General features: G+C 37.0%; 28 protein-coding genes and 1 other annotated feature. Of the genes, 17 read left to right on the top strand and 11 right to left on the bottom strand.

Annotated elements, in window-relative coordinates:
• Positions 1 to 232 precede the first annotated feature (232 nt).
• The 5 genes from era to grcA all read right to left on the bottom strand — a co-directional run bounded on the left by era (position 233) and on the right by grcA (position 5220).
• Positions 233 to 1141 carry a GTPase Era gene (gene era, locus KP712_RS05445; protein WP_065265373.1) on the bottom strand — a complete coding sequence of 303 codons (909 nt, stop codon included), beginning with the start codon at positions 1139 to 1141 and terminating at the stop codon, positions 233 to 235.
• A complete protein-coding gene (rnc, locus tag KP712_RS05440) occupies positions 1138 to 1821 on the bottom strand; it encodes a ribonuclease III (RefSeq protein WP_005628729.1) in 684 nt (227 codons plus the stop codon). The genes era and rnc overlap by 4 nt, the downstream gene beginning before the upstream one ends.
• Before the next feature lies 1 nt (position 1822).
• Positions 1823 to 2872 carry a signal peptidase I gene (gene lepB / locus KP712_RS05435; protein WP_065265372.1) on the bottom strand — a complete coding sequence of 350 codons (1050 nt, stop codon included), beginning with the start codon at positions 2870 to 2872 and terminating at the stop codon, positions 1823 to 1825.
• An 8-nt stretch (positions 2873 to 2880) separates the two neighbouring features.
• Positions 2881 to 4677: a translation elongation factor 4 gene (lepA, locus tag KP712_RS05430; protein WP_065265371.1), complete on the bottom strand. Its 1797-nt coding sequence runs from the start codon at positions 4675 to 4677 to the stop codon at positions 2881 to 2883.
• A 159-nt stretch (positions 4678 to 4836) separates the two neighbouring features.
• Positions 4837 to 5220 (bottom strand): autonomous glycyl radical cofactor GrcA, encoded by a 384-nt coding sequence (gene grcA / locus KP712_RS05425; protein ID WP_005628746.1) that lies wholly within the window; start codon positions 5218 to 5220, stop codon positions 4837 to 4839.
• A 282-nt stretch (positions 5221 to 5502) separates the two neighbouring features.
• Here grcA and ung point away from each other — a divergent pair, with 282 nt between their 5' ends.
• Entirely contained in the window at positions 5503 to 6162 is a 660-nt protein-coding gene (gene ung / locus KP712_RS05420; protein ID WP_065265370.1) for a uracil-DNA glycosylase, read from the top strand.
• Between the two features lie 14 nt (positions 6163 to 6176).
• Here the strand turns inward: ung and priC are convergent, their stop codons facing one another.
• Positions 6177 to 6755, bottom strand: coding sequence for a primosomal replication protein PriC (gene priC, locus KP712_RS05415; protein ID WP_065265369.1), 579 nt, complete (start codon positions 6753 to 6755; stop codon positions 6177 to 6179).
• A 29-nt stretch (positions 6756 to 6784) separates the two neighbouring features.
• Complete coding sequence (locus KP712_RS05410) at positions 6785 to 8137, bottom strand: Na+/H+ antiporter family protein (RefSeq protein ID WP_065265368.1); 1353 nt, start codon at positions 8135 to 8137, stop codon at positions 6785 to 6787.
• A 103-nt stretch (positions 8138 to 8240) separates the two neighbouring features.
• Positions 8241 to 8363 (bottom strand) — a sequence feature (His leader region).
• Between the two features lie 116 nt (positions 8364 to 8479).
• Here KP712_RS05410 and KP712_RS05405 point away from each other — a divergent pair.
• The 6 genes from KP712_RS05405 (at position 8480) to KP712_RS05380 (ending at position 13257) form a co-directional block, all read left to right on the top strand.
• Complete coding sequence (locus tag KP712_RS05405) at positions 8480 to 8635, top strand: hypothetical protein (protein ID WP_165818733.1); 156 nt, start codon at positions 8480 to 8482, stop codon at positions 8633 to 8635.
• A gap of 117 nt (positions 8636 to 8752) precedes the next feature.
• Positions 8753 to 9706: an ABC transporter permease gene (locus KP712_RS05400; RefSeq protein ID WP_165818742.1), complete on the top strand. Its 954-nt coding sequence runs from the start codon at positions 8753 to 8755 to the stop codon at positions 9704 to 9706.
• Positions 9699 to 10658 (top strand): iron chelate uptake ABC transporter family permease subunit, encoded by a 960-nt coding sequence (locus tag KP712_RS05395; RefSeq protein WP_065265366.1) that lies wholly within the window; start codon positions 9699 to 9701, stop codon positions 10656 to 10658. The genes KP712_RS05400 and KP712_RS05395 overlap by 8 nt, the downstream gene beginning before the upstream one ends.
• Entirely contained in the window at positions 10649 to 11410 is a 762-nt protein-coding gene (locus KP712_RS05390; protein WP_065265365.1) for an ABC transporter ATP-binding protein, read from the top strand. Before KP712_RS05395 ends, KP712_RS05390 begins: the two co-directional genes overlap by 10 nt.
• A 10-nt stretch (positions 11411 to 11420) precedes the next feature.
• Positions 11421 to 12329 carry a siderophore ABC transporter substrate-binding protein gene (locus tag KP712_RS05385; protein WP_065265364.1) on the top strand — a complete coding sequence of 303 codons (909 nt, stop codon included), beginning with the start codon at positions 11421 to 11423 and terminating at the stop codon, positions 12327 to 12329.
• 46 nt (positions 12330 to 12375) lie between these two features.
• Positions 12376 to 13257: an alpha/beta hydrolase gene (locus KP712_RS05380; RefSeq protein ID WP_083071917.1), complete on the top strand. Its 882-nt coding sequence runs from the start codon at positions 12376 to 12378 to the stop codon at positions 13255 to 13257.
• A gap of 68 nt (positions 13258 to 13325) precedes the next feature.
• Here KP712_RS05380 and KP712_RS05375 read toward each other — a convergent pair whose 3' ends face one another.
• Entirely contained in the window at positions 13326 to 13613 is a 288-nt protein-coding gene (locus KP712_RS05375) for a YfcZ/YiiS family protein (RefSeq protein ID WP_065265362.1), read from the bottom strand.
• Between the two features lie 135 nt (positions 13614 to 13748).
• On the opposite strand from KP712_RS05375, the gene KP712_RS05370 reads away from it, so the two are divergent.
• The 5 genes from KP712_RS05370 (at position 13749) to tsf (ending at position 18371) form a co-directional block, all read left to right on the top strand.
• Positions 13749 to 15188 carry an outer membrane protein transport protein gene (locus tag KP712_RS05370; RefSeq protein WP_243583122.1) on the top strand — a complete coding sequence of 480 codons (1440 nt, stop codon included), beginning with the start codon at positions 13749 to 13751 and terminating at the stop codon, positions 15186 to 15188.
• Positions 15189 to 15263: 75 nt separating this feature from the next.
• Positions 15264 to 15803 (top strand): methylated-DNA--[protein]-cysteine S-methyltransferase, encoded by a 540-nt coding sequence (locus KP712_RS05365; protein WP_111407636.1) that lies wholly within the window; start codon positions 15264 to 15266, stop codon positions 15801 to 15803.
• Positions 15800 to 16465, top strand: a complete 666-nt coding sequence (gene mutH, locus KP712_RS05360) for a DNA mismatch repair endonuclease MutH (protein ID WP_111407635.1) — start codon at positions 15800 to 15802, stop codon at positions 16463 to 16465. Before KP712_RS05365 ends, mutH begins: the two co-directional genes overlap by 4 nt.
• Before the next feature lie 199 nt (positions 16466 to 16664).
• Positions 16665 to 17387 carry a 30S ribosomal protein S2 gene (gene rpsB / locus KP712_RS05355; protein WP_111407634.1) on the top strand — a complete coding sequence of 241 codons (723 nt, stop codon included), beginning with the start codon at positions 16665 to 16667 and terminating at the stop codon, positions 17385 to 17387.
• A 132-nt stretch (positions 17388 to 17519) separates the two neighbouring features.
• The gene (tsf, locus tag KP712_RS05350) at positions 17520 to 18371 is read left to right on the top strand and encodes a translation elongation factor Ts (RefSeq protein WP_005645732.1); all 852 of its coding nucleotides are present in this window, start codon (positions 17520 to 17522) and stop codon (positions 18369 to 18371) included.
• 227 nt (positions 18372 to 18598) lie between these two features.
• Here tsf and KP712_RS05345 read toward each other — a convergent pair whose 3' ends face one another.
• Complete coding sequence (locus tag KP712_RS05345; protein ID WP_111407633.1) at positions 18599 to 20167, bottom strand: phosphoethanolamine transferase; 1569 nt, start codon at positions 20165 to 20167, stop codon at positions 18599 to 18601.
• A gap of 215 nt (positions 20168 to 20382) precedes the next feature.
• Between KP712_RS05345 and pyrH the strand changes: the two genes are divergently transcribed.
• From pyrH to KP712_RS05320, 5 genes are all read left to right on the top strand, one after another.
• Positions 20383 to 21096, top strand: a complete 714-nt coding sequence (pyrH, locus tag KP712_RS05340) for a UMP kinase (RefSeq protein ID WP_111407632.1) — start codon at positions 20383 to 20385, stop codon at positions 21094 to 21096.
• A 211-nt stretch (positions 21097 to 21307) separates the two neighbouring features.
• A complete protein-coding gene (gene accA, locus KP712_RS05335; RefSeq protein WP_005633993.1) occupies positions 21308 to 22255 on the top strand; it encodes an acetyl-CoA carboxylase carboxyl transferase subunit alpha in 948 nt (315 codons plus the stop codon).
• A 72-nt stretch (positions 22256 to 22327) separates the two neighbouring features.
• Positions 22328 to 23194: a pyridoxal kinase gene (gene pdxY, locus KP712_RS05330; RefSeq protein WP_215770632.1), complete on the top strand. Its 867-nt coding sequence runs from the start codon at positions 22328 to 22330 to the stop codon at positions 23192 to 23194.
• A complete protein-coding gene (gene tilS, locus KP712_RS05325; protein ID WP_111407630.1) occupies positions 23194 to 24492 on the top strand; it encodes a tRNA lysidine(34) synthetase TilS in 1299 nt (432 codons plus the stop codon). The genes pdxY and tilS overlap by 1 nt, the downstream gene beginning before the upstream one ends.
• 79 nt (positions 24493 to 24571) lie before the next feature.
• Positions 24572 to 25189 carry a MarC family protein gene (locus tag KP712_RS05320; protein ID WP_065265355.1) on the top strand — a complete coding sequence of 206 codons (618 nt, stop codon included), beginning with the start codon at positions 24572 to 24574 and terminating at the stop codon, positions 25187 to 25189.
• 66 nt (positions 25190 to 25255) lie between these two features.
• On the opposite strand, the gene znuB is transcribed toward KP712_RS05320, so the two are convergent.
• Positions 25256 to 26041, bottom strand: a complete 786-nt coding sequence (znuB, locus tag KP712_RS05315; RefSeq protein ID WP_065265354.1) for a zinc ABC transporter permease subunit ZnuB — start codon at positions 26039 to 26041, stop codon at positions 25256 to 25258.
• On the bottom strand, positions 26041 to 26847 hold the full coding sequence (znuC, locus tag KP712_RS05310; protein ID WP_065265353.1) for a zinc ABC transporter ATP-binding protein ZnuC: 807 nt from the start codon (positions 26845 to 26847) through the stop codon (positions 26041 to 26043). The genes znuB and znuC overlap by 1 nt, the downstream gene beginning before the upstream one ends.
• Positions 26848 to 26963 lie beyond the last annotated feature (116 nt).

The raw sequence follows: 26963 nt of genomic DNA, 5'->3' as shown, positions 1-26963 counted from the left end.
AATATAGGATGTTTATTTACCACATTTTATAATCAAAGCTTGTTAGTTGGATTCCTCCGCAATTTTGATCCCTATATAGTAGATAAAAGATTGAAAAAGTAGTTGCTAAATTGAATCAATAGGAAAAATAAAAGGATATTTTTTATGGAAAATTTATAACTGTTATAAATAGAAAAATCGCATTATGCCTAGCATAATGCGATTTTAAGAATATCAGAAATATTACCGCACTTTATTCATCCATATATCCTAAACTACGCAGTGCACGTTCATCATCTGCCCAACCTGACTTCACTTTCACCCAAAGTTCAAGATGGACTTTGTTATCAAATAAACGTTCCATATCAGCGCGTGCTTCCATACCAATAGTTTTAATTTTTTGACCGCCCGCACCAATTACCATTTTTTTCTGGCCTTCACGTTCAACGAGAATTAGTCCATTTATTTCATAAGTGCCACGTTCATTCACTTTGAACTGTTCGATTTCAACAGTAACAGAATAAGGTAATTCTTCACCGGTAAAACGCATTAATTTTTCACGGATTATTTCCGATGCCATGAAACGTTGCGAACGGTCTGTGACATAATCTTCTGGAAAATGATGGACACCTTCGCGTAAAGATTGGCGTACAATTTTCTCTAATTCATGAACATTATTACCACGCTGTGCAGAAATTGGCACAATGTGAGCAAAATTAAATTTACTGCTAAGTTCCGTAATAAACGGTAACAAATCATCTTTATTTTTGATGTTATCTACTTTGTTAATAGCTAACACAACTGGTGCTTTTGCATTGCGTAATTTGTTTAGCACCATCTCATCATCTGCATTCCAGTGTGTGCCATCTACGACAAAAATAATTAAATCAACATCGCCGATAGCACTACTTGCTGCGCGGTTCATTAAACGGTTAATCGCACGCTTCTCTTCAATATGAAGTCCTGGAGTATCCACATAGATTTCTTGATACGCCCCTTCAGTTTTAATCCCAACAATACGGTGACGTGTAGTTTGAGCTTTACGCGATGTAATTGAAATTTTTTGTCCTAAAATTTTATTTAAGAGCGTTGATTTACCCACATTTGGGCGACCTACGATAGCAATAAAGCCGCAATAGGTTTTGTCGAATTTTTCGGTCATTTGATGTCCAGTTCTTTTAAAATTTGTTCTGCTGCCGCTTGTTCAGCTTTACGACGGCTAGATCCTTTTGCCACAAAAGTGCGGTCAATTTTATCCGCACTTTTCACTTTGCATTCAACAGTGAAAATTTGACAATGGGCTTCCCCTTGAATATTGACCACTTCATAAGTTGGCAATGGTAGATGTTTACCCTGTAAATATTCTTGTAAACGAGTTTTCGCATCTTTTTGGTTATCACCAGGTTTAATTTCAGCCAATAATTGTTGATACCAATTTCGAATCACTTGGGTCGTCACAGCCAATCCTTGATCCAAAGACATTGCGCCAATAATCGCTTCTACACAATCGGCAAGAATAGATTCTCGGCGAAAACCACCGCTCTTTAGCTCACCAGAACCAAGCGACATATAATCGCCCAATTCAAATTGACGCGCTAAAATCGCTAAAGTGGGCTCTCTCACCAAAGTAGCTCGCATACGGCTCAGTTCACCTTCATTACAACGTGGAAACTGATGATAAAGCGCCTCAGCGATAGTAAAATTAAGAATAGAATCGCCTAGAAATTCTAGGCGTTCATTATGTTGAGTCGCCGCACTTCGATGCGTAAGTGCCTGCTTTAAAAGCGCAATATCATTAAAACGATAACCGATTTTACGCTCAAGTCGATCTAAATGATTCATCTTATTTTATTGCTGTAAAGAAACGATCAAAGCGGAAACCGGTTGGCCATTCATTCGCTTCTTTTTCTAAGCTCATCCAAATATAAGTGGCTTTACCCACAATATTTTTTTCAGGCACAAAGCCCCAGAAACGGCTATCATCGCTGTGATCACGGTGATCCCCCATCACAAAATACTGCCCTTCTGGCACAAGCCATTCTGCAGTTTGCATACCTTCTTGTGGGAAAAACTCAGGACCTGAATAACGACGATATTCACTAATTAATACATTGTGTGTCACATCACCTTTTTCAGTCAATTCTAATTCATTCGGAAAGGCTGGATTTGTTGGATTTTGTGTATATTCAAACGCTTTGGTTTCACAATCAATTTCACAAGGTTTACCTTCTTTTCCATATACCACTTTTAACGTTTTTTGTTCCGCATCAAAAATGACGCGGTCTCCGCCTTTTCCAACAATACGTTTAATATAATCGACACCAGACATATTATCTTTTGAACTTAACGCAAGATTTTCTGCAAAAGCAGCTCGAGTTGCACCTAGGCCCGTGCGAATTAAAGCTTGTTCAGGTGCCTTGAATACAATGACATCTCCACGTTGAGGTTTATTTCCAGCAATAATTGTATTTTGGAAAATAGGATCTTTGATGCCATAAGTATATTTGTTTACGATTAAAAAATCGCCCACTCGTAGGGTTGACTCCATTGAGCCAGAAGGAATTTGAAATGGTTCGAATAAAAAAGAACGCACTAAGAATACGACAGAAAGTACTGGAAAAAGAGATGATAAAAATTCAGAAGCCTCAGAAACCGGTTCAATTTTTGCTTTTTCTTCATCTGTTAATGCCTGACCTGAACGCTGTTCAGCACGTGCGATTTTACGATTCCGTTTTGGCGTTACCACAAAATAATGGTAGCACCATAAGACCCCTGAAAGTGCGGTCAAAATTAGCAGTACAATACTGAATGTGTTTGGTAATTGGAAATAATCCAATAATTTCCATACTCCAAAACCAACAGCTAGTAAAATTACAAAAAATAAATTTGACATAATTTCCCTTATTTATCTTTTCCTACATGTAAAATTGCTAAAAACGCTTCTTGTGGTACTTCTACATTACCTAAAGATTTCATACGTTTTTTACCTTCTTTCTGTTTCTGTAAGAGTTTTTTCTTACGGCTCACGTCTCCACCATAACATTTTGCTAATACGTTCTTACGTAATTGTTTTACCGTAGAACGAGCAATAATGTGGTTTCCAATTGCCGCTTGAATAGCAATATCAAATTGCTGACGAGGAATTAACTCACGCATTTTTTCAACCAATTCACGCCCACGATATTGTGAATTATCTTTATGAACGATTAAAGCCAAAGCATCTACTCGTTCACTGTTAATCATAATATCCACGCGAACCATATCTGCAGCTTGGAAACGTTTAAAACCGTAATCTAACGAAGCATAACCACGCGATGTTGATTTTAATCGGTCAAAGAAGTCTAGAACAACTTCGCCCATTGGAATTTCATAAGTCAGCGCAATCTGATTACCGTGATATACCATATTAGTTTGCACGCCACGTTTTTCCACACAAAGAGTAATGACGTTACCTAAATATTCTTGCGGCACTAACATATTACATTCTGCAATCGGCTCGCGGATTTCAGCAATATTATTAAGCGGAGGCAATTTTGATGGACTATCGACGTAAACAACATCACCATTCGTTAACTGCACTTCGTAAATTACTGTTGGTGCAGTAGTGATAAGATCTAAATCATACTCACGTTCTAGACGCTCTTGAATGATTTCCATATGTAAAAGGCCAAGGAAACCACAACGGAAACCAAAACCAAGTGCGGTAGAATTTTCTGGCTCATAGAAAAGTGAGGCATCATTTAAACTTAATTTGCCGAGAGCATCGCGAAACGCTTCATAATCATCAGAACTTACAGGGAAAAGTCCAGCATAAACTTGCGGTTTTACTTTTTTAAAGCCTGGTAAAACTTCAGTTGCAGGATTATGTTGAAGCGTTAAAGTATCCCCAACTGGCGCACCTAAAATATCTTTAATCGCACAAACTACCCAACCAACTTCACCACATTCTAAAATAGTAGTATCTTCTTGTTTTGGCGTGAAAATCCCTAAACGGTCTACATTGTAAGTTTGTCCGGTAGACATCACTTTAATTTTATCGCCTTTACGTAATACCCCGTTTTTAATGCGAACTAAAGATACCACGCCCAAATAGTTATCGAACCAAGAATCAATAATCAATGCTTGTAATGGCGCATTAGGATCACCTTCTGGTGCAGGAATTTTTGCAACGATTTCTTCTAATACATCTTCGATACCGACACCCGTTTTAGCTGAGCATCGAACCGCTTCCATCGCATCAATTCCCACGATATCTTCAATTTCTTCCGCTACGCGTTCAGGATCTGCGGCAGGCAAGTCGATTTTGTTTAAAATCGGTACCACTTCTAAATCCATTTCGATTGCGGTATAACAGTTTGCTAAGGTTTGAGCTTCTACTCCTTGACCTGCATCGACTACCAACAACGCCCCTTCACAAGCAGCAAGAGAGCGAGACACTTCATAGGAAAAGTCCACGTGTCCCGGTGTATCGATAAAGTTTAATTGATAAGTTTCGCCATCTTTGGCTTTATAATTTAAAGTAACACTTTGTGCTTTGATGGTAATTCCACGCTCACGCTCAAGATCCATAGAATCTAGCACTTGCGCTTCCATTTCGCGATCCGAAAGGCCACCACAAGTTTGAATCAAACGGTCAGAAAGCGTCGATTTACCGTGGTCAATATGGGCAATAATAGAAAAGTTGCGAATATTCTTCATAAAAGATAGTTTTTCTCAAAAAAATCAATAAATTTAACTGGCGGATTGTACCTGAAAAGCATGGAAATCGCTAGGGATGAAAGGGAAAAGTGCGGTCAAATTTTAGATAAAACAAAACCCCGAATTAATTCGGGGTTTCTTTTTTCATTCAAGCTGAAATTATAGGCTTTCAGTGAAAGTACGAGTGATAACGTCGCGTTGTTGTTCCGGAGTTAAAGAGTTGAAACGTACTGCGTAACCAGAAACACGGATAGTTAATTGTGGATATTTATCTGGGTTATTTACCGCATCTTCTAAAGTTTCACGACGTAATACGTTTACGTTTAAATGTTGGCCACCTTCAACTTTAACAGTTGGTGCTACGTTTACTGGTAATTCACGGTATTCGATTTGACCTAATTCGCTCACTGCAACAACTTGGTCTTCAGCGAATTCGCCTTTTGCACATAAGCAACGAGCTTCATTTTTTTCGCTGTCTAACAACCAGAATGAATTAAGCAAATTGTCATTTGCCGCTTGAGTAATTTGAATACCTTTAATCATAATAGCCTCCTAATTGGCATTGAATAATCATAAAAACTGTATAAATTTTATCAAATAATTTGAAGGTTTCAAATTATTTTAGATTTTTTTGATAAAGAACAGGTTATCTTTTTAGGATAATTTTAAAAACTTGATCTAAATTAAGTTTTGGTCATTTCTATAGAGGTTTATTTAAAATTGTTTAACATTAATTTAACTTTTAAGCTTTTTATTACCTTAATTTTTTTGTTTATAATAAGAACATAAGAACATAAGAACAAACTTATTAATAGGATCACAATAATGAAAACCTGGACAGATGTTATCGGAAAAGAAAAAGAACAACCTTACTTTCAACATGCACTACAACAGGTTCATCTTGCAAGAGCAAGCGGGAAAACGATTTATCCCCCACAAGAAGATGTATTTAATGCATTCAAATATACCGCTTTTGAAGATGTGAAAGTGGTGATTCTAGGTCAGGATCCTTATCATGGTCCAAACCAAGCTCATGGATTGGCTTTTTCTGTAAAACCAGAGGTAGTCATTCCCCCTTCCCTATTAAATATGTATAAAGAACTCACACAAGATATTTCTGGATTTCAAATGCCATCACATGGTTATTTAGTCAAATGGGCAGAACAAGGAGTATTGTTGCTCAACACTGTGCTTACCGTGGAGCGTGGTATGGCTCATTCACATGCTAATTTCGGTTGGGAGACATTCACCGATCGTGTTATTGCTGCGCTTAATGAACATCGTGAAAAACTCGTATTTTTACTTTGGGGTAGTCACGCACAAAAAAAAGGGCAAATTATTGACCGCACTCGTCACCTTGTTTTAACGGCTCCGCATCCTTCCCCGTTGTCAGCACATCGAGGTTTCTTTGGCTGTCATCATTTTTCCAAAACGAATAAATATTTAGAAGAAAATGGGATAAATCCCATTGATTGGCAGATTTAATATGATAATCCCCATTATAAAGAGTGATTTTCTTGTTCTTCTTTGAATGCCAAATATTCTTCTAATAAATCTATCGCATCTTGGCATTTTTGATGGCGTTGCTTATAACGTTCTGCGAGCTGTGTATGGCGAATCACATCATCGTGAAGGGGAGATGTTCGTGCTAAATCACATTGTTCCTGGTAAAGTTTATTTAGTTTTTCTAATGCTTCATAATATTTTTCTAGACGTTCTCTTGGCGGTAACCTGTGAATGTTATGTTGTGGACTTTTAACGGGCGCGAATGTAGCTGATGAGGATTGAGTATTTAACGTATTTTTTTTGCGTGCTAATGCTTCTGAAAGCACCGTACACTGAACCACTAAACGTTCTGCTAGATAGGCATAGTGAGTGGGAATGTCTGATTCTAACATTTTAATCTTATCAAGCGTTTGTTTTAGCTCAGTTAGATAAAAACCGACAGTTTGCCCGTACTCACTAAATAAAGAGCGGTCAAATTTAGCAAAGATTTTTTCTTCACGTTGAGGTAAATAATCCTGATAAAGATGTTGAACTTTTTGTTCCAGACGTTGAATAAGTAATTGAATCGACATAAAAATCCCCCAACGGGGGATTATAATCGCTAAAGATACATGGCTGCAATCCAGCCAAACACTAATAATGGAATATTATAGTGAATAAAGGTTGGAACAACGGAATCCCAAATATGATCGTGTTTGCCATCCATATTTAATCCTGATGTTGGACCCAATGTTGAATCAGAGGCGGGGGAGCCTGCATCTCCTAAGGCGGCAGCAACACCTACAATGGCTACAGTGGCTAATGGAGAAAAACCGAAAGATAAACAAAGTGGCACATAAATAGAAGTAATAATCGGCACTGTAGAGAATGACGACCCAATTCCCATGGTAATTAATAACCCGACTAGTAACATTAGAAACGCCGCTAACCCTTTGCTCTGTACCGCACCATTACTTAAACCTTGAACCAAATCCGTGACGCCTGTTGTTGCATTAATGACATTCGCAAAACCAGATGCGGCAATCATCACAAAGCCGATCATCGCCATTAAATGTAACCCTTTTTGAAAAATATCATTACTTTCTTTAAGTTTAAAAATACCAAATACAGCAAAAATAATTAACCCGACTAGCCCACCAATAATAGTTGAACTTGTCATTAATTGCGTGGTAAATGTGGCTATAATCGCAATGACACTGGCAATAATTTGTTTTGATTTAATGTTTGCAATGTGAGCTTCAATTTCTTTTGTCGTGGGTTCTTCAATAGTAACATCATATTCACGTGGCTTGCGATAACTAATAAATACAGCAATAAACAGGCCTAAAATCATACCGCTTACAGGCAAGAGCATCGCAAGAGAAACTTGTGTAACATCAGTATGTAATCCAAGAGCTTCACCCGCTTGATTAATATTTTTTACCAAAATACTTTCAATAAAAATTTTACCGAAACCAACGGGAAGCAACATATAAGTAGCGGTTAAACCAAAGGTGAGTACACAAGCGATAGCTCGGCGATCGATTTTTAAACGATTAAAAATAGAAAGTAGTGGCGGCACAACAATAGGAATAAAGGCAATATGTACGGGAAGAAGATTTTGTGATGAAATGGCAAATAAGGCGAGCACCCCAAAAATAAAATATTTAAACCATACTAAGTTGCTAGAAGTAGGCTTTTTATTCATTTTGGTAATAATTTTATAAGCAATTAAATCAGTGATACCTGATTTAGAAATCGCAATAGCAAACGCACCAAGCATCGCATAATTCATCGCCACCTCAGCACCGCCACCTAAGCCACCAGTGAAGGTTTCAATAGTTTTACTTAAACTTAGATCACCGCAAAGCCCAGCTGTGAGAGAGGCAATCACAAGAGCAATAATTACATTAATACGCAGTAAGCTAAGAGTGAGCAAAACAATGATCGAAATAACAACAGGATTTGATAACATTTTGTTTTTCCTTATAAATTAAATAGTGAATACTGTACTGTAAAAATTTGATGTGTTGAATAAATAATGATGTTGCATAGTATAATCTCCTTTTATCGTCATAAAATAAAACCCCTCGAAAGTTGCCTTCCGAGGGGTAACATTTAGATTATCCTGTCAGCTCGGAAGAAATCTTCCAAGCACACCAAAAACCTGAAAGATTATTCAGTTAAAATGGTGATGATAGTGACGACGGATAATAAACATATTAAATCTCCAAATAGATACTAGCCGCCAAGTTACTGGAAAAATAAGGAGAATGCAACAAGTTTTTATATTTTTATAGAATAGCTATGTGAGGTGATGATTCGTCAGCTACAACCGACAGAGCAGGTTTACCAGTTGGATCGATTATTTAATCAACTAAATAGTGTTGAAAGAGATAAATTAATTTCGTTAATTGAGCAAATAATCGAATGGAAAAATAGCGGAAAAAACTACCGCACTTTTATTGAGTAAAGTGATGTATTATTTTCCTGCTCTGAAAAGATAAACTAGACACGTATTTAATTTAAATTTCTTTTAATCATTCAATATGCTATCCTCTTATAATCAATAATTATTCTCATTATAATGATGTTTAAACGGCGATATTGGATTTTTCTGCTTATTTTGCTTTCGGTTATTTCACTTTTTCTTGGGGTAAGTTCCGTCACTATGAGGGGCTTATTCAATTTGGAAGATAGTCAATGGCAAATATTTCTAGATAGTCGAGTGCCTCGTTTAGTGAGTATTTTGATTGCTGGTGCTTCTTTAAGTATTTGTGGGTTGGTGATGCAGCAATTAAGCAGAAACCGTTTTGTTTCTCCCACAACTGCAGGCACAATGGATAGTGCGCGTCTTGGCATTTTATTGGCCATTCTCTTTTTTCCAGGTGCATCAATGCTTTTAAAAACAGCTATTGCTGTGCTTGTTTCTTTTATTGGTTCGCTATTATTTATGAGCATTCTTTCCCATTTAAAGTTTAAAGATACTATTTTTGTGCCATTGGTGGGAATGATGTTTGGCAATGTGATCAGTTCAATCACCGCATTTATTGCATATCAACAAGATTTATTGCAAAACCTCTCTGGTTGGCTTCAAGGGGACTTTTCACTAGTGATGAGTGGGCGCTATGAATTGCTTTATTTTAGCCTGCCGATGCTGATTATTTCTTATTTATTTGCACAGCGTTTTTCGATTGTAGGAATGGGAAAAGATTTCGCTACTAATCTTGGGTTAAATTATAACCAAGTGCTTTATATAGGTTTGCTTATTGTATCGACAGTTTCATCGATTATTATTGTTTCTGTAGGGGTAATTCCTTTTCTGGGTCTTATCATTCCAAATTTAGTCACACTATATTTGGGCGATAATCTCAAAAAAATTCTTTCTCACACCACACTTTTAGGTGCTGTTTTTGTATTGTTTTGCGATATTTTGGGGCGTTGTTTGATTTACCCTTATGAAATTTCTATTAATGCAGTGGTTGGTGTGATGGGGAGCGGTATTTTCTTGTATTTTTTATTGAAAAGGTACCGTCATGCGTAAATCATCCTTACTTCGTATTGCGATTTTAGGCATATTAGCACTTGTCAGTATTGTATTATTTCTTGGGTATCATTTACCAAATCGTTGGCAATATGCTTTAAATAATCGGGCATTAACGATATCCGCTATTGTGATAACCGGCATTGCTATTGCCCTTGCAACGATGCTATTTCAAACAGTGGTGAATAATCGTATTCTCACACCAAGTATTTTAGGGCTAGATTCATTGTATTTACTGATTCAAACTGGGATTTTATTTTTATTTGGTTCAAAGACATTGTTGTCTATCAATCCTTTTGTTCTATTTCTTATGAGTACAGGTGTAATGATTGGTTTTATGCTTGTGCTTTATCATTTCTTATTTAAAAGAGAATCACAAAATATTTTCTTTTTATTGCTCGTTGGTATTGTTTTTGGCAGTTTTTTCGGTAGCTTAACCACCTTTATGGAGGTGTTGATTGATCCAAATGAGTTTCAAATTTCGCAAGATTTTGGTTTTGCGAGTTTTAATCGGATTAATACTAAGATTCTTTGGCTGGCGTTAGCGATGTTAGTGGCGGTGATTTTATATAGCCTACGTTACTGGAAGTATCTTGATGTGTTGGCACTAGGGCGAGAACAGGCACTGAATCTGGGTGTGGATTATCAACATATGGTTAAAAAATTGTTGATTATTGTAGCTATTTTAACATCTGTCTCGACCGCCCTTGTCGGCCCCTTAGTTTTTTTAGGGCTTCTTGTGATGAATATCACCTTTGAATTCATGCAGGATTATCGCCATAAACTCTTGATTCCTGCTGCGATGTTACTTGCTGTATTTACATTAGTTTGTGGGCAATTTTTATTGACACAAGTCTTTACATTCAGCACGCCGCTGAGCGTTATCATTAATTTTGTAGGCGGATTATATTTTCTTTCTTTGTTATTAAGAGCAAATAAAAAATGGCAGTAGAAATTAAGCATATTTGTAAATCTTATGGCGAAAAAAAAGTGGTGGATGATGTTTCACTCGTGATCCCAACAGGAAAAATCACTTCATTTATTGGGCCAAATGGGGCGGGGAAAAGTACCGTACTGGGTATTATCAGCCGCTTATTAACAGCTGATAGTGGCGAAGTCTATTTGAATCATTTGCCATTAAAAGAACAAAAAAACACTGATATTGCGCGCAAAATGGCGATATTAAAACAATCGAATCACGTTAATCTACGAATTACGGTGGAAGAATTAGTGGCATTTGGTCGTTTTCCTTACTCGAAAGGAAACCTAACAGAAATTGACCGCACTTTTATTGATAATGCCATTAAATATATGAACTTAGATGATATTCGTGAGCAATATATTGAAAACCTGAGTGGGGGACAACGACAACGGGCTTATATTGCCATGACACTAGCACAAGATACTGATTATATTTTGCTTGATGAACCACTGAATAATTTAGATATGAAACATTCAGTACAAATTATGCAAGTATTGAGAAAGCTTGTGACGGAACTGAACAAAACAGTAGTCATTGTGATTCATGATATTAATTTCGCCTCTTGCTATTCTGATTATATGGTTGCGATGAAGCGAGGAAAACTGGTCGCTCAAGGTTCAGTAGATGAGATAATGCAGTCAGAGGTGTTGCTGAATATTTATGATATGGAAATTCCAATTCAAGAAATTAACCAACAAAAAATTGCCGTGTATTTTAAATAGGAGATCCTTTATGAAAACATTAAAAAAATTAACCGCACTTAGCTTTGTTTTGTTTGCTTCTACGATGGCAAATGCGCAGGATATTATTGTTAAAAATGCAGCAGGAGAGCAAACCGTGCCGCAAAATCCACAAAAAGTAGTTGTGTTAGATTTTGGTGTAGCTGATACCCTACGAGCATTAGGAGAAACTGATAAAATAGTGGGCTTCCCTAAAGTAGGACATATTCCAACTTATTTAGATGAGTTTAAACAAGATAAATTTAAAGATGTTGGTTCATTACCTGAGCCAGCATTTGAGTCGATTAATGAACTGAATCCTGATCTGATTATTGCTGCACCGCGCCAACAAAAATTATTGGATAAATTGAAAGAAATTGCGCCCGTGTTCTATGTGGAAAATGATTACTCGAATTATTATCCAAGCTTCCAAGAAAATGTTACTGCATTAGGTAAAATCTTTAATAAAGAAGCACTAGCAAAAGCAAAATTAGATGCATTAGATGCTAAAGTGTCACAAGTCGCGAATGAGACGAAAGGAAAGACTGCCTTACTTGTGTTAGTGAATGAAAGTAAAATTAGTACCTTTGGTGATAATTCACGTTATAGTATGGTCTTCCAGAAATTTGGTTTTAAACCTGCTGATCCCAATATTAAGTCATCGACACATGGTATGAGTGTTGGATTTGAGTATCTTTTAGAAAAAAATCCAGATTATTTGCTTGTGGTAGATCGTACGGCGGCGGTGACAGATAAAGTCAATAATGCACAAAAGGTATTAGATAATGCTATTGTTCAACAGACTAATGCTTATAAAAATAAGCACATCATATATTTAGATGCGGCGAATTGGTATTTGGCGTTTGGTGGACTAGAATCAATGGAAGTGATTGCCGCAGAACTTGAGAAAGCCATAAAATAATTTCGACTATATCATCGGCCGTAGTAGTACGGTCGATATTTTAATCATGAAACGAATCTTCTTAACTCTTTTGACATGTATTGGTGCGTTTTTGAGTGTTTTTTATACGCCCATGATTCTTGCGACTCCTGATTTTATCATTCCTAAAATTAACGAAAATATGAATACACTTTATAAGATTCATCAAAAAGACCTTCTTTTTGAAAGTAAGCCATATCGTTTATTTATTGCGGAACCTAAGGTTAACAATAAACCATTATCAGTGCTTTATATGCTTGATGGTAATGCACAATTTCCCATTGCGGTTAATACGGTGGATCCTACTCAAGAGTTACCGCTTATTGTCGGAATTGGTTATGTGTCAGAGAATGCCTATGCCATAGCGGAACGTCAACGGGATTATACTTTTCCTGTGAATGGGGAGGATTTTAAAAATGGTGGAGGGGCTTCAGATTTTTTGCGTTTTATCCAAACCCAAGTTAAACCAGAAATTGAACAGCAATACCATATTAATCCTGAGAAACAGTTTTTCTTCGGGCATTCATTTGGTGGCCTATTCGGTTTATATGTATTATTTCACCAACCTAATTTATTTCAATATTACACATTAGCAAGTCCATCACTTTGGTGGGGGAATGGTTCATTTTTACCGCAAACAATGCCTTGGATTAAGTCAAGTCCTAAGCATATATTGATCACTTTAGGTGAATATGAAGAATATCCTGAGCGAGATCCAAAGCTTACATCAGAACAACTTCAACGTATTGAACAGCGTAAGAAAATGCGACCATTTAATGCGCCAAAATTGGCAGAGAAATTAGTACAGCAGGGTTATCCTGTGATATTTCGATGGATTTCTCATAAAAATCATGGGGATTCAATTGAGGATGCAATAAAACAAATGATGGAAGATTTACAATCAAAATAGGAAGAAGAAATTAACCGCACTTTAAAAAGTGCGGTTAATTTTTTGAGTATTTAGTGTGTTATTAAATACTAACGATTCGCCAGTTCAAAAATCATTGCCTCAGCTTGGCAACTAAAAGTGAAAGAGGCATTTAATTGAACGCCGTTTTTAGCTGCCACGATTTCGCTTTTAATTTCGCAAGGATCACTTTCTGTATCGCGAGCTTTCTTTGTTAATCGTTCAAGAGCTGCATTGGCATCAGCTTCAGTACTATAAAATTGATGTACTTCTACAGTGCAGTCAGAACCATCAATAATTGTGCCCACATCAACGCAGCTACAGGTTAAGGATTCTTCTGCTTTACATTTTACGGTCATTTTCTTTTCCTTATATGAATTTTTGTACATTTTATCATTTTTCTTATGAATGACAAAAATTGAACAAAATAGCCCATTAAATGCAAAAAGTTCCCGATAACTGGTCGGAACTCTAATGAAAACAAGGAAATGGATTTGCACTCAATAGATTCGGGTTTTAGAATCGCCCAGATTTTTATTCATAACAAAGGTTTCCAAATGAAAAAATTTAATCAATCTGTCTTAGCAACCGCAATGTTATTCGCTGCTGGTGGGGCAAGTGCGGCAGCGTTCCAATTATCTGAAGTATCGACTTCTGGTTTAGGTCGTGCCTATGCGGGTGAAGCGGCGATTGCAGACAATGCCTCTGTCGTGGCAACTAACCCAGCGTTGATGAGTTTATTTAAAACGAATCAATTTTCTGTGGGTGGTGTTTATGTTGATTCTAAGATTAATATGAGTGGTAATACCGATATTACTGCGTTAGGTAAAAATGTGGGTGCTCGTTTACCAAGTACTTCAACTAATCTTCATCAAAAAAATGTAGTTCCAGGTTCTCTTGTACCAAATATGTATTTTGTTGCACCGGTTAATGACAAAGTAGCGATTGGTGCAGGCATGAATGTGAATTTTGGTTTGAAAAGTGAGTATGATAACAAATATAACGGCGGTGTGTTTGGCGGCACAACAGATTTAACGGCGTTAAATTTAAACCTAAGCGGTTCTTATCGTATTACTGAAGGATTTAGTGCTGGTTTAGGCTTGAATGCGATTTATGCTCAAGCAAAAATTGAGCGTAGAGCTGGTGCTCTGGCTGATGCGGCTCAATATGTTGGTAATGCTGTACGCGCAGGAGCTATACAATTACCTCCTACAGCTGGTCCATTATTGGCTTCATTAAGTCGCGTTCAAAAAGATACTATTCTAACTCAATTACAAGACAAAGCAGCTTGGGCTTTTGCTTGGAATGCCGGTGTAATGTATCAATTTAATGAAAATCATCGAATTGGTTTAGCTTACCATTCTAAAGTAGATATTGATTTTACAGATCATACAGCAACTAGTTTACAAGCTCATCGTATTGGGCAAGAAGGTGGTTTAAAGCTTAATTTGCCTGATTACTTAGAGTTTTCAGGATTCCACCAATTAACTGAAAAATTTGCGATGCACTATAGTTATAAATATTCTCATTGGAGCCGTTTGAAAAACTTATATGCAACTTATCATGCTGATGGTGTAGAGGCATTTCATAAGAAAATGTACTACAGAAATAGTTCGCGTGTAGCATTAGGTGGAACTTATAATGTAGATGACAAATTAACTTTACGCGCAGGTATTGCTTATGATCAAGCTGCAGCAACTGAACATGCTAGTGCGGCAATTCCTGATACAGATCGTACTTGGTATAGCGTAGGTGCTACATATAAATTTACTCCAAATCTTTCAGTTGATTTAGGCTATGCTTATTTGAAAGGTAAAAAAGTTCATTTCAAAGAAGAGCAACGTATTAGTAATGGTGCGGTGGTTGTTACAGGCAATTACAGCTCTAAAGCAAGTGCTAACCTTTACGGTTTAAACTTAAATTATAGTTTCTAATCCGTTAAAAAATTTAGCATAATAAAGCACACTTCCACACGAAGTGTGCTTTTCTTTTATAAAATAAGGCGAAAAATGACCGCACTTTATTACACTTATTATCCTTCACCCGTCGGGCGGCTTTTGATTTTATCTGATGGTGAAAGTATTACACATATTGATTTTGAAAAAGAGCAATATGAGCCTAATCCGAAATGGCACAAGCAAGATGAATTGCCTGTTTTTCAAAAAGTGCGGTTAGCTCTTGAACGATATTTTAATGGGGAAGTTGAGCGGTTTGCAGACATTCCCTTAAAACCAGAAGGCACAGCGTTTCAACAAGCCATTTGGCAAGCCTTGCGCGAAATTGATTATGGCGAACTTTCAACTTATGGAGAGCTGGCGTTACGGATTAATAACCCGAAGGCTGTTCGTGCCGTGGGAGGCGCGATAGGGAGTAATCCGATTAGTATTATTATTCCTTGTCACCGCATTTTAGGCAAAGATCGTACTTTAACTGGTTTTGGTGGTGGCTTAGAGGCAAAACGTTTTTTATTACAGTTAGAGAAAATTCCCTATATTGATAAAGGCACTGAAAACACGAAGCCTCGCTTTTTTAAGAAATATCACGAATGATTCCACAGACCCTTGAACAATTGCTTTCCCAAGCGCAATCAATTGCTGGCTTAACTTTTGGAGAGTTAGCTGATGAACTGAATATTCCTATCCCGCCTGATTTAAAACGTGATAAAGGCTGGGTAGGAACGTTATTAGAGCGTGCTTTAGGCGCAACGGCAGGGAGTAAAGCTGAACAGGATTTTTCTCATTTAGGTGTTGAACTTAAAACGTTACCGATTAATGCGGAGGGTTATCCTCTTGAAACGACCTTTGTGAGCCTTGCCCCATTGGTACAAAATTCAGGAGTTAAATGGGAAAACTCCCACGTTCGTCATAAACTTTCTTGTGTACTTTGGATGCCTATTGAAGGCAGCCGTCATATTCCATTACGTGAACGCCATATCGGTGCACCAATTTTATGGAAGCCAACCGCTGAGCAAGAACGTCAATTAAAACAAGATTGGGAAGAATTGATGGATTTAATTGTACTTGGCAAATTGGATCAAATAACGGCTCGAATTGGTGAAGTGATGCAACTTCGCCCGAAGGGGGCAAATAGTCGGTCGATAACGAAAGGAATTGGGCGAAATGGTGAAGTGATAGAAACTTTACCTTTAGGATTTTATTTAAGAAAAGCATTCACAGCGGGTATTTTAAACGATTTTTTATTAAATCATTAGGCTTGCTAAAGTCGCCTAAATGCCAAAATTAACTAGCATTCTATTGTGCTTTATGATATAAATCGCACCGCTGTTTTTGCCTTTCAAAAGCAGCTTTTTAATTACTAACAACACACACATATCAACAAGGCTTAATCGGGGTGCCAAACGGTCGATTAGCTGATATGTGGAGGCTCAACCCCAACAAAAGGAAAATATTATGGCACAAGTTTCAATGCGCGACATGATCAACGCGGGCGTACACTTCGGACACCAAACTCGTTACTGGAACCCACAAATGAAACCTTTCATTTTTGGTGCTCGTAACGGTGTTCACATCATCAATCTTGAAAAAACTTTACCTTTATTCAACGAAGCTTTAGCGGAATTAACTCGCATTGCTAGCAACAACGGTAAAGTATTATTTGTTGGTACAAAACGTGCAGCGTCTGAAGCAGTTCAAGCAGCAGCATTAGATTGTCAGCAATATTACGTAAACCACCGTTGGTTAGGTGGTATGTTGACTAACTGGAAAACCGTTCGTCAATCAATTAAACGTTTAAAAGATTTAGAAACTCAATCTCAAGACGGTACTTTTGACAAATTAACCAAAAAAGAAGCGTTAATGCGTACCCGTGAGATGGAAAAACTTGAATTAAGCCTTGGCGGTATCAAAGATATGGGTGGCTTACCTGATGCGTTATTCGTTATCGGTGCTGATCACGAACATATCGCAGTTAAAGAAGCAAACAACCTAGGTATTCCTGTATTTGCTATCGTTGATACTAACTCAACTCCAGCTGGCGTAGATTTCGTTATCCCAGGTAACGATGATGCGACTCGTGCTATCCTACTTTACGTTTCTGCAGCTGCAGCAGCGGTTAAAGAAGGTCGTGGTAACGAAGCTCAAGTTGCTGAAGAATTAGCAGCTGACGCAGAATAATTTAAGTTTTGCAATAAGGCGAAGCCCTTAATAATCAAACGATTAATTGGCATAGGGGCTAAATTTAGCCCCTATATTTTTATCTAAAAGTGCGGTCAAAATAAATCGTACTTTCGACAGAGGATTTTAAAAATGGCTGAAATCACAGCATCATTAGTAAAAGAACTTCGTGAACGTACCGGTGCAGGTATGATGGAATGTAAAAAAGCATTAGTTGAAGCAAACGGTGATATCGAGTTAGCAATCGACAATATGCGTAAATCTGGTCAAGCTAAAGCAGCTAAAAAAGCAGGCCGTGTTGCAGCTGAAGGTGTTATCCTTGCTCGTGTAGAAAATGGTTTCGGTGTATTAGTTGAAATGAACTGTGAAACTGACTTCGTAGCAAAAGATGCTGGTTTCTTAGGTTTAGCAAACGAAGTAGCTGATTTCGCAGCAGCAAACAAAGGTACCACTATCGAAGCATTACAAGCACAATTCGAAGAAAAACGTGCTGCATTAGTCGCTAAAATCGGTGAAAACATGAATATTCGTCGTGTTGCTTACTTAGATGGTCAAGTTATTGCTCAATACTTACACGGTGCAAAAATCGGTGTATTAGTTGCGGGTGAAGGTTCAGCTGACGAACTTAAAAAAGTAGCAATGCACGTAGCAGCATCTAAACCAGAATTCGTAAATCCAGAAGATGTATCAGCAGAAGTAGTTGAACACGAACGCCAAATCCAAATCGACATCGCAATTAACTCTGGCAAACCAAAAGAAATCGCAGAGAAAATGGTTGAAGGTCGTATGAAGAAATTCACTGGTGAAGTTTCATTAACAGGTCAAGCATTTGTAATGGATCCTTCTGTATCTGTAGGCGACTTCTTAAAATCAGTAAATACTTCTGTTTCTAACTTCATCCGTTTAGAAGTTGGTGAAGGTATCGAGAAAAAAGAAGAAGACTTTGCTGCTGAAGTAGCGAAAATCACTGGCGGTAACGCATAATTTATTTTCATATTTCATGTTGAAAAAGCGGACATTATGTCCGCTTTTTTTATATAGAGAAAAAGGTTATAAAAGTTATTCTTATTTGTTCTCACAAGCGAGTTTTGTATTTTTAGTAAAGAAAAATCCTCTTGAGAGGAAAGTTTTTATGTCTATCCAGTCAAAAGGATTTAAGTATATAGATATTTTATGTATAAATATCATCGAAATTATGTATGGTATTGATATTACTGAGCGTTAATGTTTGGGCGAATATCTATTGCTGGGTCATCATCTTTCCGATATTTCTCGTTAATTCGTTTTTGTAAACCAAAATCATCCTTATCGCTTTCATTAGAAAATAAGTCTTCCTCATGATTCAATTTTGGATTTTTAATTCCTACCCAATGTGCAATGCCTTCGAGGAAATTTAGTCCAGATTTAAAAACCTTGTATTCTTTACGTTCAGTATCGTCAGAAGATACTTTAAACAATGGAATATTGTGATGTTCACGGCTGAAACAATTTTGGTTAAACAACAAAATATTTTGTTTTTCATCTTGTTGGTGGCATAAACCATGATCAGAGAAATAAATCATAGAGAAGCTGCGGTGATTTTTTAGATTGTTTTCTTTCAGTTGCTCATATACGCGTTTTAAAAATTCATCAGTTTTTTTAATTGAGGAGATATAACAATTTAAGTAGCCATATTTAGGCGCAATCTTATTATCATCAAAGATTTTTGGGTAATCCTCTACACGATCGCATGCTAATGGGTGTGACCCATAGATATGGAGTACGATAAAACGTTTTCCCTGAATAGGGTTTTCTAACACTTTGGCAAATTTTGGTAATAAATCAAAATCGCTGAAGTTGGTTGAATTAAAGCTTCCTCCTTTTTTTAAAAATATCGTTTCATCTGCTTTTGAGGCCAGTGATGAAACGGGGGTATCGAATTCTCCTAACATACCTTGATTTGAAAGCCAGTATGTTTTAATTCCTGCTGATTTTACTAAATCAATAAGACTTAAATTATAATTTGGTTCCCATTTTTCTTTGTTTGGTAAGGTTAGCATGAGACGAAGTGATGATACGGTATTGGTTCCGGCAGAACGAAAACCATCAATTAATATCCCTTTTGAATTTGACATAAAAGGGGTATTTTCAATTGGATACCCATAAGCATGATGATAATCTTTACGGGCACTTTCACCCAATACAATGACGTAATCATCATAAGGAGAATTTTCCAAAGTAGATTTTCCCCAATCATCTGATTGAGACATTTTTTTGAGTTTTTGCACCTCATCGAGAATTTTGACAGTGGAATCAACGGTTGCTTTTAATGGGGCTGAAATAGGTAAATGATAAGCAAAGAGTAAGGTAGTAAAAACAATAAAGGTTTTATTTTGATAAAATTTTATGTCAAATTTGACCGCACTTTTATATTGCACAAAGATAAGAATAGGAATAGAAAAAGCAATTAAATAGCTACTTATAGGAATCTGTAAGAGAAATTCTTTAGTTTCTAACATATCTGTGGCAAAAAGAGAGGCGATATATTGATAACTTGGTGCACCAAAATTTAACCCCGTAGGCGTGTAAATTGCATGAAGTAATGAAAGAGGAAGTAAAATAAAATAGAATGTTTTTTTACTGCTACTAAGTAAAATAATGACCGCTGCCGTTAGTAAAATGAGCGTCAAATTTGGTTGGTTAAACATGCCAGAACCAATCAAAATAAAATAGCCCGCAAGTAATGCACAAATGAGTATAAAAAGTGCGGGAAAAACTAGCCATGTTTTTTTAGTGTTCATAATTACCTTCTGTTAAAAGAAAAGTGTAGGGTTTGTTGGTATATCAAAACTATTTGTATTGGTTGCTTGAAATAGCCCTATCGTAAATATTTTAGATTAGACTTATGCGCTCAATATTATCCACCTTTTACACATAAATTCCATCTTAAACTTCTTCACTCTTGCTAGGTTATTTTATAAAATAAGCCGATTTTTAAAGCCAAAAGGAAAAAATAATGAGCCAACCAATTTACAAACGTATTTTATTAAAATTAAGTGGTGAAGCATTACAAGGGGAAGAAGGTTTTGGCATTGATCCATCAATTCTTGATCGTATGGCATTAGAGATTAAAGAGCTTGTAGAAATGGGGGTTGAAGTCGGTGTTGTCCTTGGTGGCGGAAATTTATTCCGTGGCGCGAAATTAGCAAAAGCCGGAATGAATCGCGTTGTAGGCGATCATATGGGAATGCTTGCTACCGTAATGAATGGTTTAGCAATGCGTGATTCGTTATTTCGTGCGGATGTAAATGCGAAATTAATGTCTGCATTTCAGTTAAATGGAATTTGCGACACTTACAATTGGTCTGAGGCGATCAAAATGTTACGTGAGAAACGAGTTGTGATTTTCTCAGCGGGGACTGGAAGCCCATTCTTTACAACCGATTCTGCAGCTTGTTTACGTGGTATTGAAATTGAAGCAGACGTGGTATTAAAAGCGACAAAAGTCGATGGGGTTTATGATTGTGATCCAGCAAAAAATGCTGATGCAAAACTTTATAAGCAACTAAGTTATGCAGAGGTTATTGATAAAGAATTACAAGTGATGGATTTAGCCGCATTTACACTTGCACGAGATCATCATATGCCGATTCGAGTGTTCAATATGGGAAAACCTGGTGCATTACGCCGTGTTGTAATGGGAACAGAGGAAGGAACAAACATTTCTTAATCATTTAAAAAGATAGAATATAGCTTCATATAAAAATGGTATATGCGTATAAGCAATACCATTTTTGCTTTTTAATGTGTGGTTATAGATCTGTTTTTTTCCTATTATTTTCTCCGCTACTTATCTCCCCCAACCAGTGAAAACCATTTGCGCCACAGTTTAATTCTTGATAAAGTGCGGTCGATTTTTACGGTCTTTTTAGGATAAGAAAATGAGCCAAGAATATTTAGATTTTGAATTGCCGATTGCTGAATTAGAAGCAAAAATTGAAGCATTACGTGCAGCATCGGATGATAAAGTTGATTTAACTGATGAAATCAAACGCTTACAAAAGAAAAGTAACGAACTCACTAAAAAAACCTTTGCTAACCTCGATGCTTGGCAAGTTTCACGTATGGCGCGTCATCCAAACCGCCCTTATACATTAGATTATATCGAACATATTTTTACTGAATTTGAAGAACTTGCAGGCGATCGCGCATTTGCTAATGATAAAGCGATCGTTGGTGGTCTTGCACGTTTAGATGGTCGCCCAGTTATGGTGATTGGTCATCAAAAAGGTCGTTCCGTAAAAGAGAAAGTACAACGCAATTTTGGTATGCCAGCACCTGAAGGCTATCGTAAAGCGTTACGTTTAATGGAAATGGCTGAACGCTTTAAATTGCCAATTATCACATTTATTGATACCCCGGGAGCTTATCCAGGTATTGGCGCAGAAGAACGCGGTCAAGCGGAAGCTATCGCCCGTAACTTACGCGAAATGGCACAGCTTACCGTTCCTGTTATTTGTACCGTTATCGGTGAAGGCGGTTCTGGTGGCGCATTAGCTATTGGCGTGGGCGATAAAGTTAATATGTTACAGTATTCGACCTATTCTGTTATTTCTCCAGAAGGCTGTGCTTCTATTCTTTGGAAAAGTGCAGAAAAAGCATCAACCGCAGCTGAAGTAATGGGATTAACCGCAAGCCGTTTAAAAGAATTAAATCTCATCGATAGCATTGTGCAAGAACCTTTGGGCGGCGCACATCGCAATTATGCGAAAATGGCTGAAAATTTAAAACTTCGTTTAAAAGAAGATTTAGCAGAACTCGATGGGCTAAACAAAGAAGAATTATTAAATAGACGCTATGAACGTTTAATGTCTTACGGTTATTGCTAACTAACATTCTAAAAGAGCGGTGATTTTTGCCGCTCTTTTTTGATCTAAATATACAACAAAGGAGCAAACATAATGAAAAACGTACTTTCGATCCAATCCCACGTGGTCTATGGTTTTGCAGGTAACAAATCCGCGACTTTTCCAATGCAGTTGTTAGGCGTAGATGTATGGGCATTAAATACCGTTCAATTTTCTAATCACACGCAATACGGAAAATGGACAGGTATGGTCATTCCACAAGAACAAATCCGAGAAATTGTGACTGGACTCGATAACATTGAAAAACTACAAGAATGTGATGCCTTGTTATCTGGTTACTTAGGTTCTGCGGAACAAGTCGATCAAATTCTTTTTGCCTTAGAACAAATCAAACTGCATAATCCCAATGCACTTTATTTATGCGACCCCGTAATGCCACATCCAAAAAAAATCTGCGTTGTTGCCAATGGTGTTCGCGAGGCTCTTATTGAAAAAGCGATTCCAGTGGCAGATATTATGACACCAAACTTACACGAATTGCGTCAGCTCACTGAATTCCCAATTAATACCTTTGACGATGTATTAAAAGCAGTGAATGCATTGATTGCAAAAGGCGTGAAGAAAGTTCTTGTTAAACATTTAGGAAGTGCGGGTAAAATTAACGATCCTGATACATTTGAAATTATTATGGCAACCCCAGAGGGTGTTTGGCATTTAAGTCGTCCACTTTATCAATTCAACTTTGAACCAGTGGGCGTGGGCGATTTAATCGCGGGTACATTCTTAGCAAATTTACTCAATGGAAAATCTGATGTTGAAGCCTTTGAAGCCATGAATAATGAAGTAGCAGGCGTAATGAAAACCACCTTTGAACAAGATTCTTACGAATTACAAACCATTGCCGCACGTTTTGAAATTCTCAATCCAAGCAGCAATTATAAAGCTGAAAAAGTTGCCTAATGGACTTACTTTCAGACATTGAAAACCAACTCAAACAAACCTCTGCTCAAGGATTTCTTATCGCCTTGAGCGGTGGTTTGGATTCCACTGTACTTCTTTCTTTATTTGCAAAACTTCGTCAAAAACGACCGCACTTACAACCTTTATCTATACGAGTAATCCACATTCATCACGGATTAAGCCCAAACGCCGATAATTGGGCTAAGCACTGCCAAAACTTATGCGATCAATTTCAAATTCCGTTGATTGTCGAGCGAGTACAAGTAGATAAAAACAATGGTATTGAGGCTGGGGCGCGTGAAGCACGCTATCAATCCATAAAAAAACATCTTCAAACGCAAGAAATGCTGGTTACTGCGCATCATCTAAACGATCAAACAGAAACGTTTTTCTTAGCGCTAAAACGTGGCAGTGGGCTACAAGGCTTAGGCGCCATGCAACAACAAAGTGTATTATTCGGCATGCCAATTTTACGCCCTTTGTTAGGCTTTACTCGCCCACAGTTAGAAGATTATGCGAAAAAAGAAAAACTCAACTGGATTACAGATGAAAGTAATGAGGATAATCGATACGATCGTAATTTCTTGCGCAATGAAATTTTGCCAGAATTACGTGAGCGCTGGGCTCATTTTGATTTAGCCGTACAACGTTCTGCTCAACATTGTTTTGAACAACAACAGCTAATTAATGATTTATTGAGAGAAGTTTTTGCAGAACATTGTCAAATTAAAAACCAATTTAAACTGCTCCAATTTCGCCAATATTCACCAGCAAAACAGACCGCACTTTTGCGTATGTGGCTTGCAGGAAACCAACTTGAAATGCCAAGTAAACGCCAGCTTACACAACTTATTAATGATGTTATTTTAGCAAGGGAAGATGCGAATCCTCAGTTTCAGCTTGTAAATAAAGTCATTCGACATTATAAGGACAGTTTATATTTAACTAAGCCGTTTTCTGATCTAACCAAATGCATCCTAAAATTAGAACAAAACACGCTAAGTTTACCCGATGATTTAGGCAATCTCACTGTTCAAGAAAATGAACGTAATCTGATTTTCTACTGGCAGAATTACTCTGTTATGCTAGACAAAACGGACTTACCTATTTCTATCCGCTTTGGCTATTCAGGTAAAGTTAAACATCATCCGAAACGCCCAAGAGAAGATATAAAAAAAATCTGGCAATCACTTGATATTCCCCCTTGGCAGAGAAATCGAATTCCACTTATTTTTTATGGTGATGAATTAAAAAGTGCGGTAGGTTTTTTCTGTGTTTTTAAATCAAATGAAAAATGATAGAAAACCAACCGCACTTCATGTCATTTCTTTGATAGAATCAGAAACTATGGTTTTTAGTGATAAATAAGGAACGTAAATGTTTGATTCTCTTGTTGTTCAGTTTGTCGTGTTATGGGCTGTGATTGATCCTATCGGTTCCATTCCTGTTTATCTTTCGAAAACGATTGGTTTTTCATTAGATGAACGTAGGAAAATTGCGCGTAATGCGGTGATTATTTCAGCCGGTATTTTGCTTTTCTTTTTGATTGGTGGGCAAATTCTTTTTGAAGCGATGAAGGTGCCTTTACCTGCATTCCAAATTGTGGGTGGTTTAGTGCTTTTTTTATTTGCTTTAAGTATGATTTTTGGTGAAAGTAAGCCAGAACAAGAAATAAAGATGAAGGTGAATATTACGGAAATTGCGGTTTATCCTCTTGCGGTTCCGTCTATTGCCTCGCCGGGTGCAATGATGGCAATCGTACTTTTAACTGATAATCATCGTTTTAATCTTACCGAACAATTTATTACGGCGGGAATTATGTTAGCAGTATTATTAATCACTTATTTATTATTACTTGGTGCAAATCGCATTCAACATTTTATTGGTAATGCCGGGGCTGCAATTATTAGTCGTGTGATGGGATTAATTTTAGCGACAGTTGCCGTGAATAATGTGTTAATTGGTTTAAAAGATTTTTTTGTACAAATAGCATAGTTAGCAATTTTCTTTCATAATTTTAGGACAGACACCGAATTTGGTGTCTGTCTTTTTTATTATGTTTTATAAGCGTTCTTTTTTAATCAAGGATAATACAAATAAAAATGCAGAGCATATTACAACAGAAGGACCTGCCGCAGTATCGTAAAATACTGAGAGTATTAAACCACCAATAATGGAAAGCATGCTGATTATGGTGGCATAACACACCATTGATTCAGGGGTTCGTGCAAAACGACGTGCAGTAGCGGCAGGGATGATCAAGAGTGATGTAATGATTAATGCGCCAACAAATTTCATACTAAGTGCGATTGTAAGAGCGGTTAAAATCATTAAAACAAAGCGCATTTTTTTTATATTGATACCTTCTACTTGGGCAAGTTCAGGCGATACGGTTGTAGAAAGTAAGTCATGCCAAAAATATACTAAGGCCACCAGTACAATGATAACACCTATACCAATATAAATAAGATCGGTATAGTTAATTGCTAGTAAATCACCAAATAAATAACTCATTAAATCAACACGAACATTTTTTAATAATCCTACCGTTACTACCCCAAGAGATAAACAGCTGTGAGCAATAATTCCAAGTAATGTATCAATAGAAAATTGTGTGTTGCTTTCTAACCATACCATTGCAATGGCGAGAATGAGGGTAAGTATAATGATTGCGATATAGGGATTTACTTGAAAGAAAATACCTAAGGCCACGCCAAATAATGCGGAGTGAGATAGCGTATCACCAAAGTAAGCCATTTTCCGCCATACCACGAAAACACCGAGTGGGGCAGTAATAAGTGAAAGTAAAATGCCTGTTAGAAAAGCGGGAAATAAAATTTCAAACATTATTTATCCTTATTTTGACAATGCACAGCTGATGAATTACAACCGCACACATCCCCGTGTAAGGTGTGGTGATGATTGTGATGATGGGTATAAAAGCCGACATTTTGTGTGAGCTGATTTCCCCATAAACGCATAAATGTTGGATCATTTGAGAGAACATCGGGTGTACCTGCACAGCAAATATGTTGGTTAATACACAATACTTCTTTACTATCCGCCATCACAATGTGTAAATCGTGTGATACCATCAATACGGCACAATTTAATTTTTGTTGGGTCTGATGAATGAGCTGATAAAGCTCTGCTTGACCCGTAATGTCTACACCTTGGGTGGGTTCGTCTAGTACAAGTAAATTCGGTTTATTTAAAATTGCACGTGCTAATAATACGCGTTGCATTTCACCGCCAGAAAGTTTTTGCATATTACTTTTGCGTAAATGTGAAATCGAAAGTTGCTCAAGTGCGGTAGATATTTCTTGTGTTTTGAGACCTTTTTTTAGTGAAAGAAATCGCTCAACCGTAATAGGCAAACTATGATCCAAATGGATTTTTTGTGGCACATAGCCAATGCAAACATTTTTACTATAAATCACTTCACCGGAAGTGGGTGTTTGTAGTTTTAACAAAGTTTTTAATAACGTTGATTTACCACCACCATTTGGCCCAACAATAGTGATAATAGAATTTGGATAGATATTTAAATTGATATTTTGTAATGCTGTTTTTTGTGAAAAAACGACACTAATGTTTTTTAGCTGAATTAATGGGGGGAAATCAGGTTGACTGTGAATAGCTGTTATATTCATAAAATCGCCGTGCTTTTGAGATTAGCTAGTCAAAATAGCGCATTTTGATCGATTCCTCAAGAACTTATGCTTTATGATGAATATTTAGGCGTTTGATTGAGACTTTTTCAGGTAAA

It is taken from the genome of Haemophilus sp. SZY H68, from assembly GCF_018829685.1.
GTDB classification, from domain to species: Bacteria; Pseudomonadota; Gammaproteobacteria; order Enterobacterales; family Pasteurellaceae; genus Haemophilus; species Haemophilus haemolyticus_K.
This window is presented reverse-complemented; position numbering and strand designations above follow the sequence as displayed.

Coding starts and splice junctions, on each gene's coding strand:
- era (WP_065265373.1), bottom strand. CDS start 1,141: ATGACCGAAAAATTCGACAAAACCTATTGCGGCTTTATTGCTATCGTA.
- rnc (WP_005628729.1), bottom strand. CDS start 1,821: ATGAATCATTTAGATCGACTTGAGCGTAAAATCGGTTATCGTTTTAAT.
- lepB (WP_065265372.1), bottom strand. CDS start 2,872: ATGTCAAATTTATTTTTTGTAATTTTACTAGCTGTTGGTTTTGGAGTA.
- lepA (WP_065265371.1), bottom strand. CDS start 4,677: ATGAAGAATATTCGCAACTTTTCTATTATTGCCCATATTGACCACGGT.
- grcA (WP_005628746.1), bottom strand. CDS start 5,220: ATGATTAAAGGTATTCAAATTACTCAAGCGGCAAATGACAATTTGCTT.
- ung (WP_065265370.1), top strand. CDS start 5,503: ATGAAAACCTGGACAGATGTTATCGGAAAAGAAAAAGAACAACCTTAC.
- priC (WP_065265369.1), bottom strand. CDS start 6,755: ATGTCGATTCAATTACTTATTCAACGTCTGGAACAAAAAGTTCAACAT.
- KP712_RS05410 (WP_065265368.1), bottom strand. CDS start 8,137: ATGTTATCAAATCCTGTTGTTATTTCGATCATTGTTTTGCTCACTCTT.
- KP712_RS05405 (WP_165818733.1), top strand. CDS start 8,480: ATGATTCGTCAGCTACAACCGACAGAGCAGGTTTACCAGTTGGATCGA.
- KP712_RS05400 (WP_165818742.1), top strand. CDS start 8,753: ATGTTTAAACGGCGATATTGGATTTTTCTGCTTATTTTGCTTTCGGTT.
- KP712_RS05395 (WP_065265366.1), top strand. CDS start 9,699: ATGCGTAAATCATCCTTACTTCGTATTGCGATTTTAGGCATATTAGCA.
- KP712_RS05390 (WP_065265365.1), top strand. CDS start 10,649: ATGGCAGTAGAAATTAAGCATATTTGTAAATCTTATGGCGAAAAAAAA.
- KP712_RS05385 (WP_065265364.1), top strand. CDS start 11,421: ATGAAAACATTAAAAAAATTAACCGCACTTAGCTTTGTTTTGTTTGCT.
- KP712_RS05380 (WP_083071917.1), top strand. CDS start 12,376: ATGAAACGAATCTTCTTAACTCTTTTGACATGTATTGGTGCGTTTTTG.
- KP712_RS05375 (WP_065265362.1), bottom strand. CDS start 13,613: ATGACCGTAAAATGTAAAGCAGAAGAATCCTTAACCTGTAGCTGCGTT.
- KP712_RS05365 (WP_111407636.1), top strand. CDS start 15,264: ATGACCGCACTTTATTACACTTATTATCCTTCACCCGTCGGGCGGCTT.
- mutH (WP_111407635.1), top strand. CDS start 15,800: ATGATTCCACAGACCCTTGAACAATTGCTTTCCCAAGCGCAATCAATT.
- rpsB (WP_111407634.1), top strand. CDS start 16,665: ATGGCACAAGTTTCAATGCGCGACATGATCAACGCGGGCGTACACTTC.
- tsf (WP_005645732.1), top strand. CDS start 17,520: ATGGCTGAAATCACAGCATCATTAGTAAAAGAACTTCGTGAACGTACC.
- KP712_RS05345 (WP_111407633.1), bottom strand. CDS start 20,167: ATGAACACTAAAAAAACATGGCTAGTTTTTCCCGCACTTTTTATACTC.
- pyrH (WP_111407632.1), top strand. CDS start 20,383: ATGAGCCAACCAATTTACAAACGTATTTTATTAAAATTAAGTGGTGAA.
- accA (WP_005633993.1), top strand. CDS start 21,308: ATGAGCCAAGAATATTTAGATTTTGAATTGCCGATTGCTGAATTAGAA.
- pdxY (WP_215770632.1), top strand. CDS start 22,328: ATGAAAAACGTACTTTCGATCCAATCCCACGTGGTCTATGGTTTTGCA.
- tilS (WP_111407630.1), top strand. CDS start 23,194: ATGGACTTACTTTCAGACATTGAAAACCAACTCAAACAAACCTCTGCT.
- KP712_RS05320 (WP_065265355.1), top strand. CDS start 24,572: ATGTTTGATTCTCTTGTTGTTCAGTTTGTCGTGTTATGGGCTGTGATT.
- znuB (WP_065265354.1), bottom strand. CDS start 26,041: ATGTTTGAAATTTTATTTCCCGCTTTTCTAACAGGCATTTTACTTTCA.
- znuC (WP_065265353.1), bottom strand. CDS start 26,847: ATGAATATAACAGCTATTCACAGTCAACCTGATTTCCCCCCATTAATT.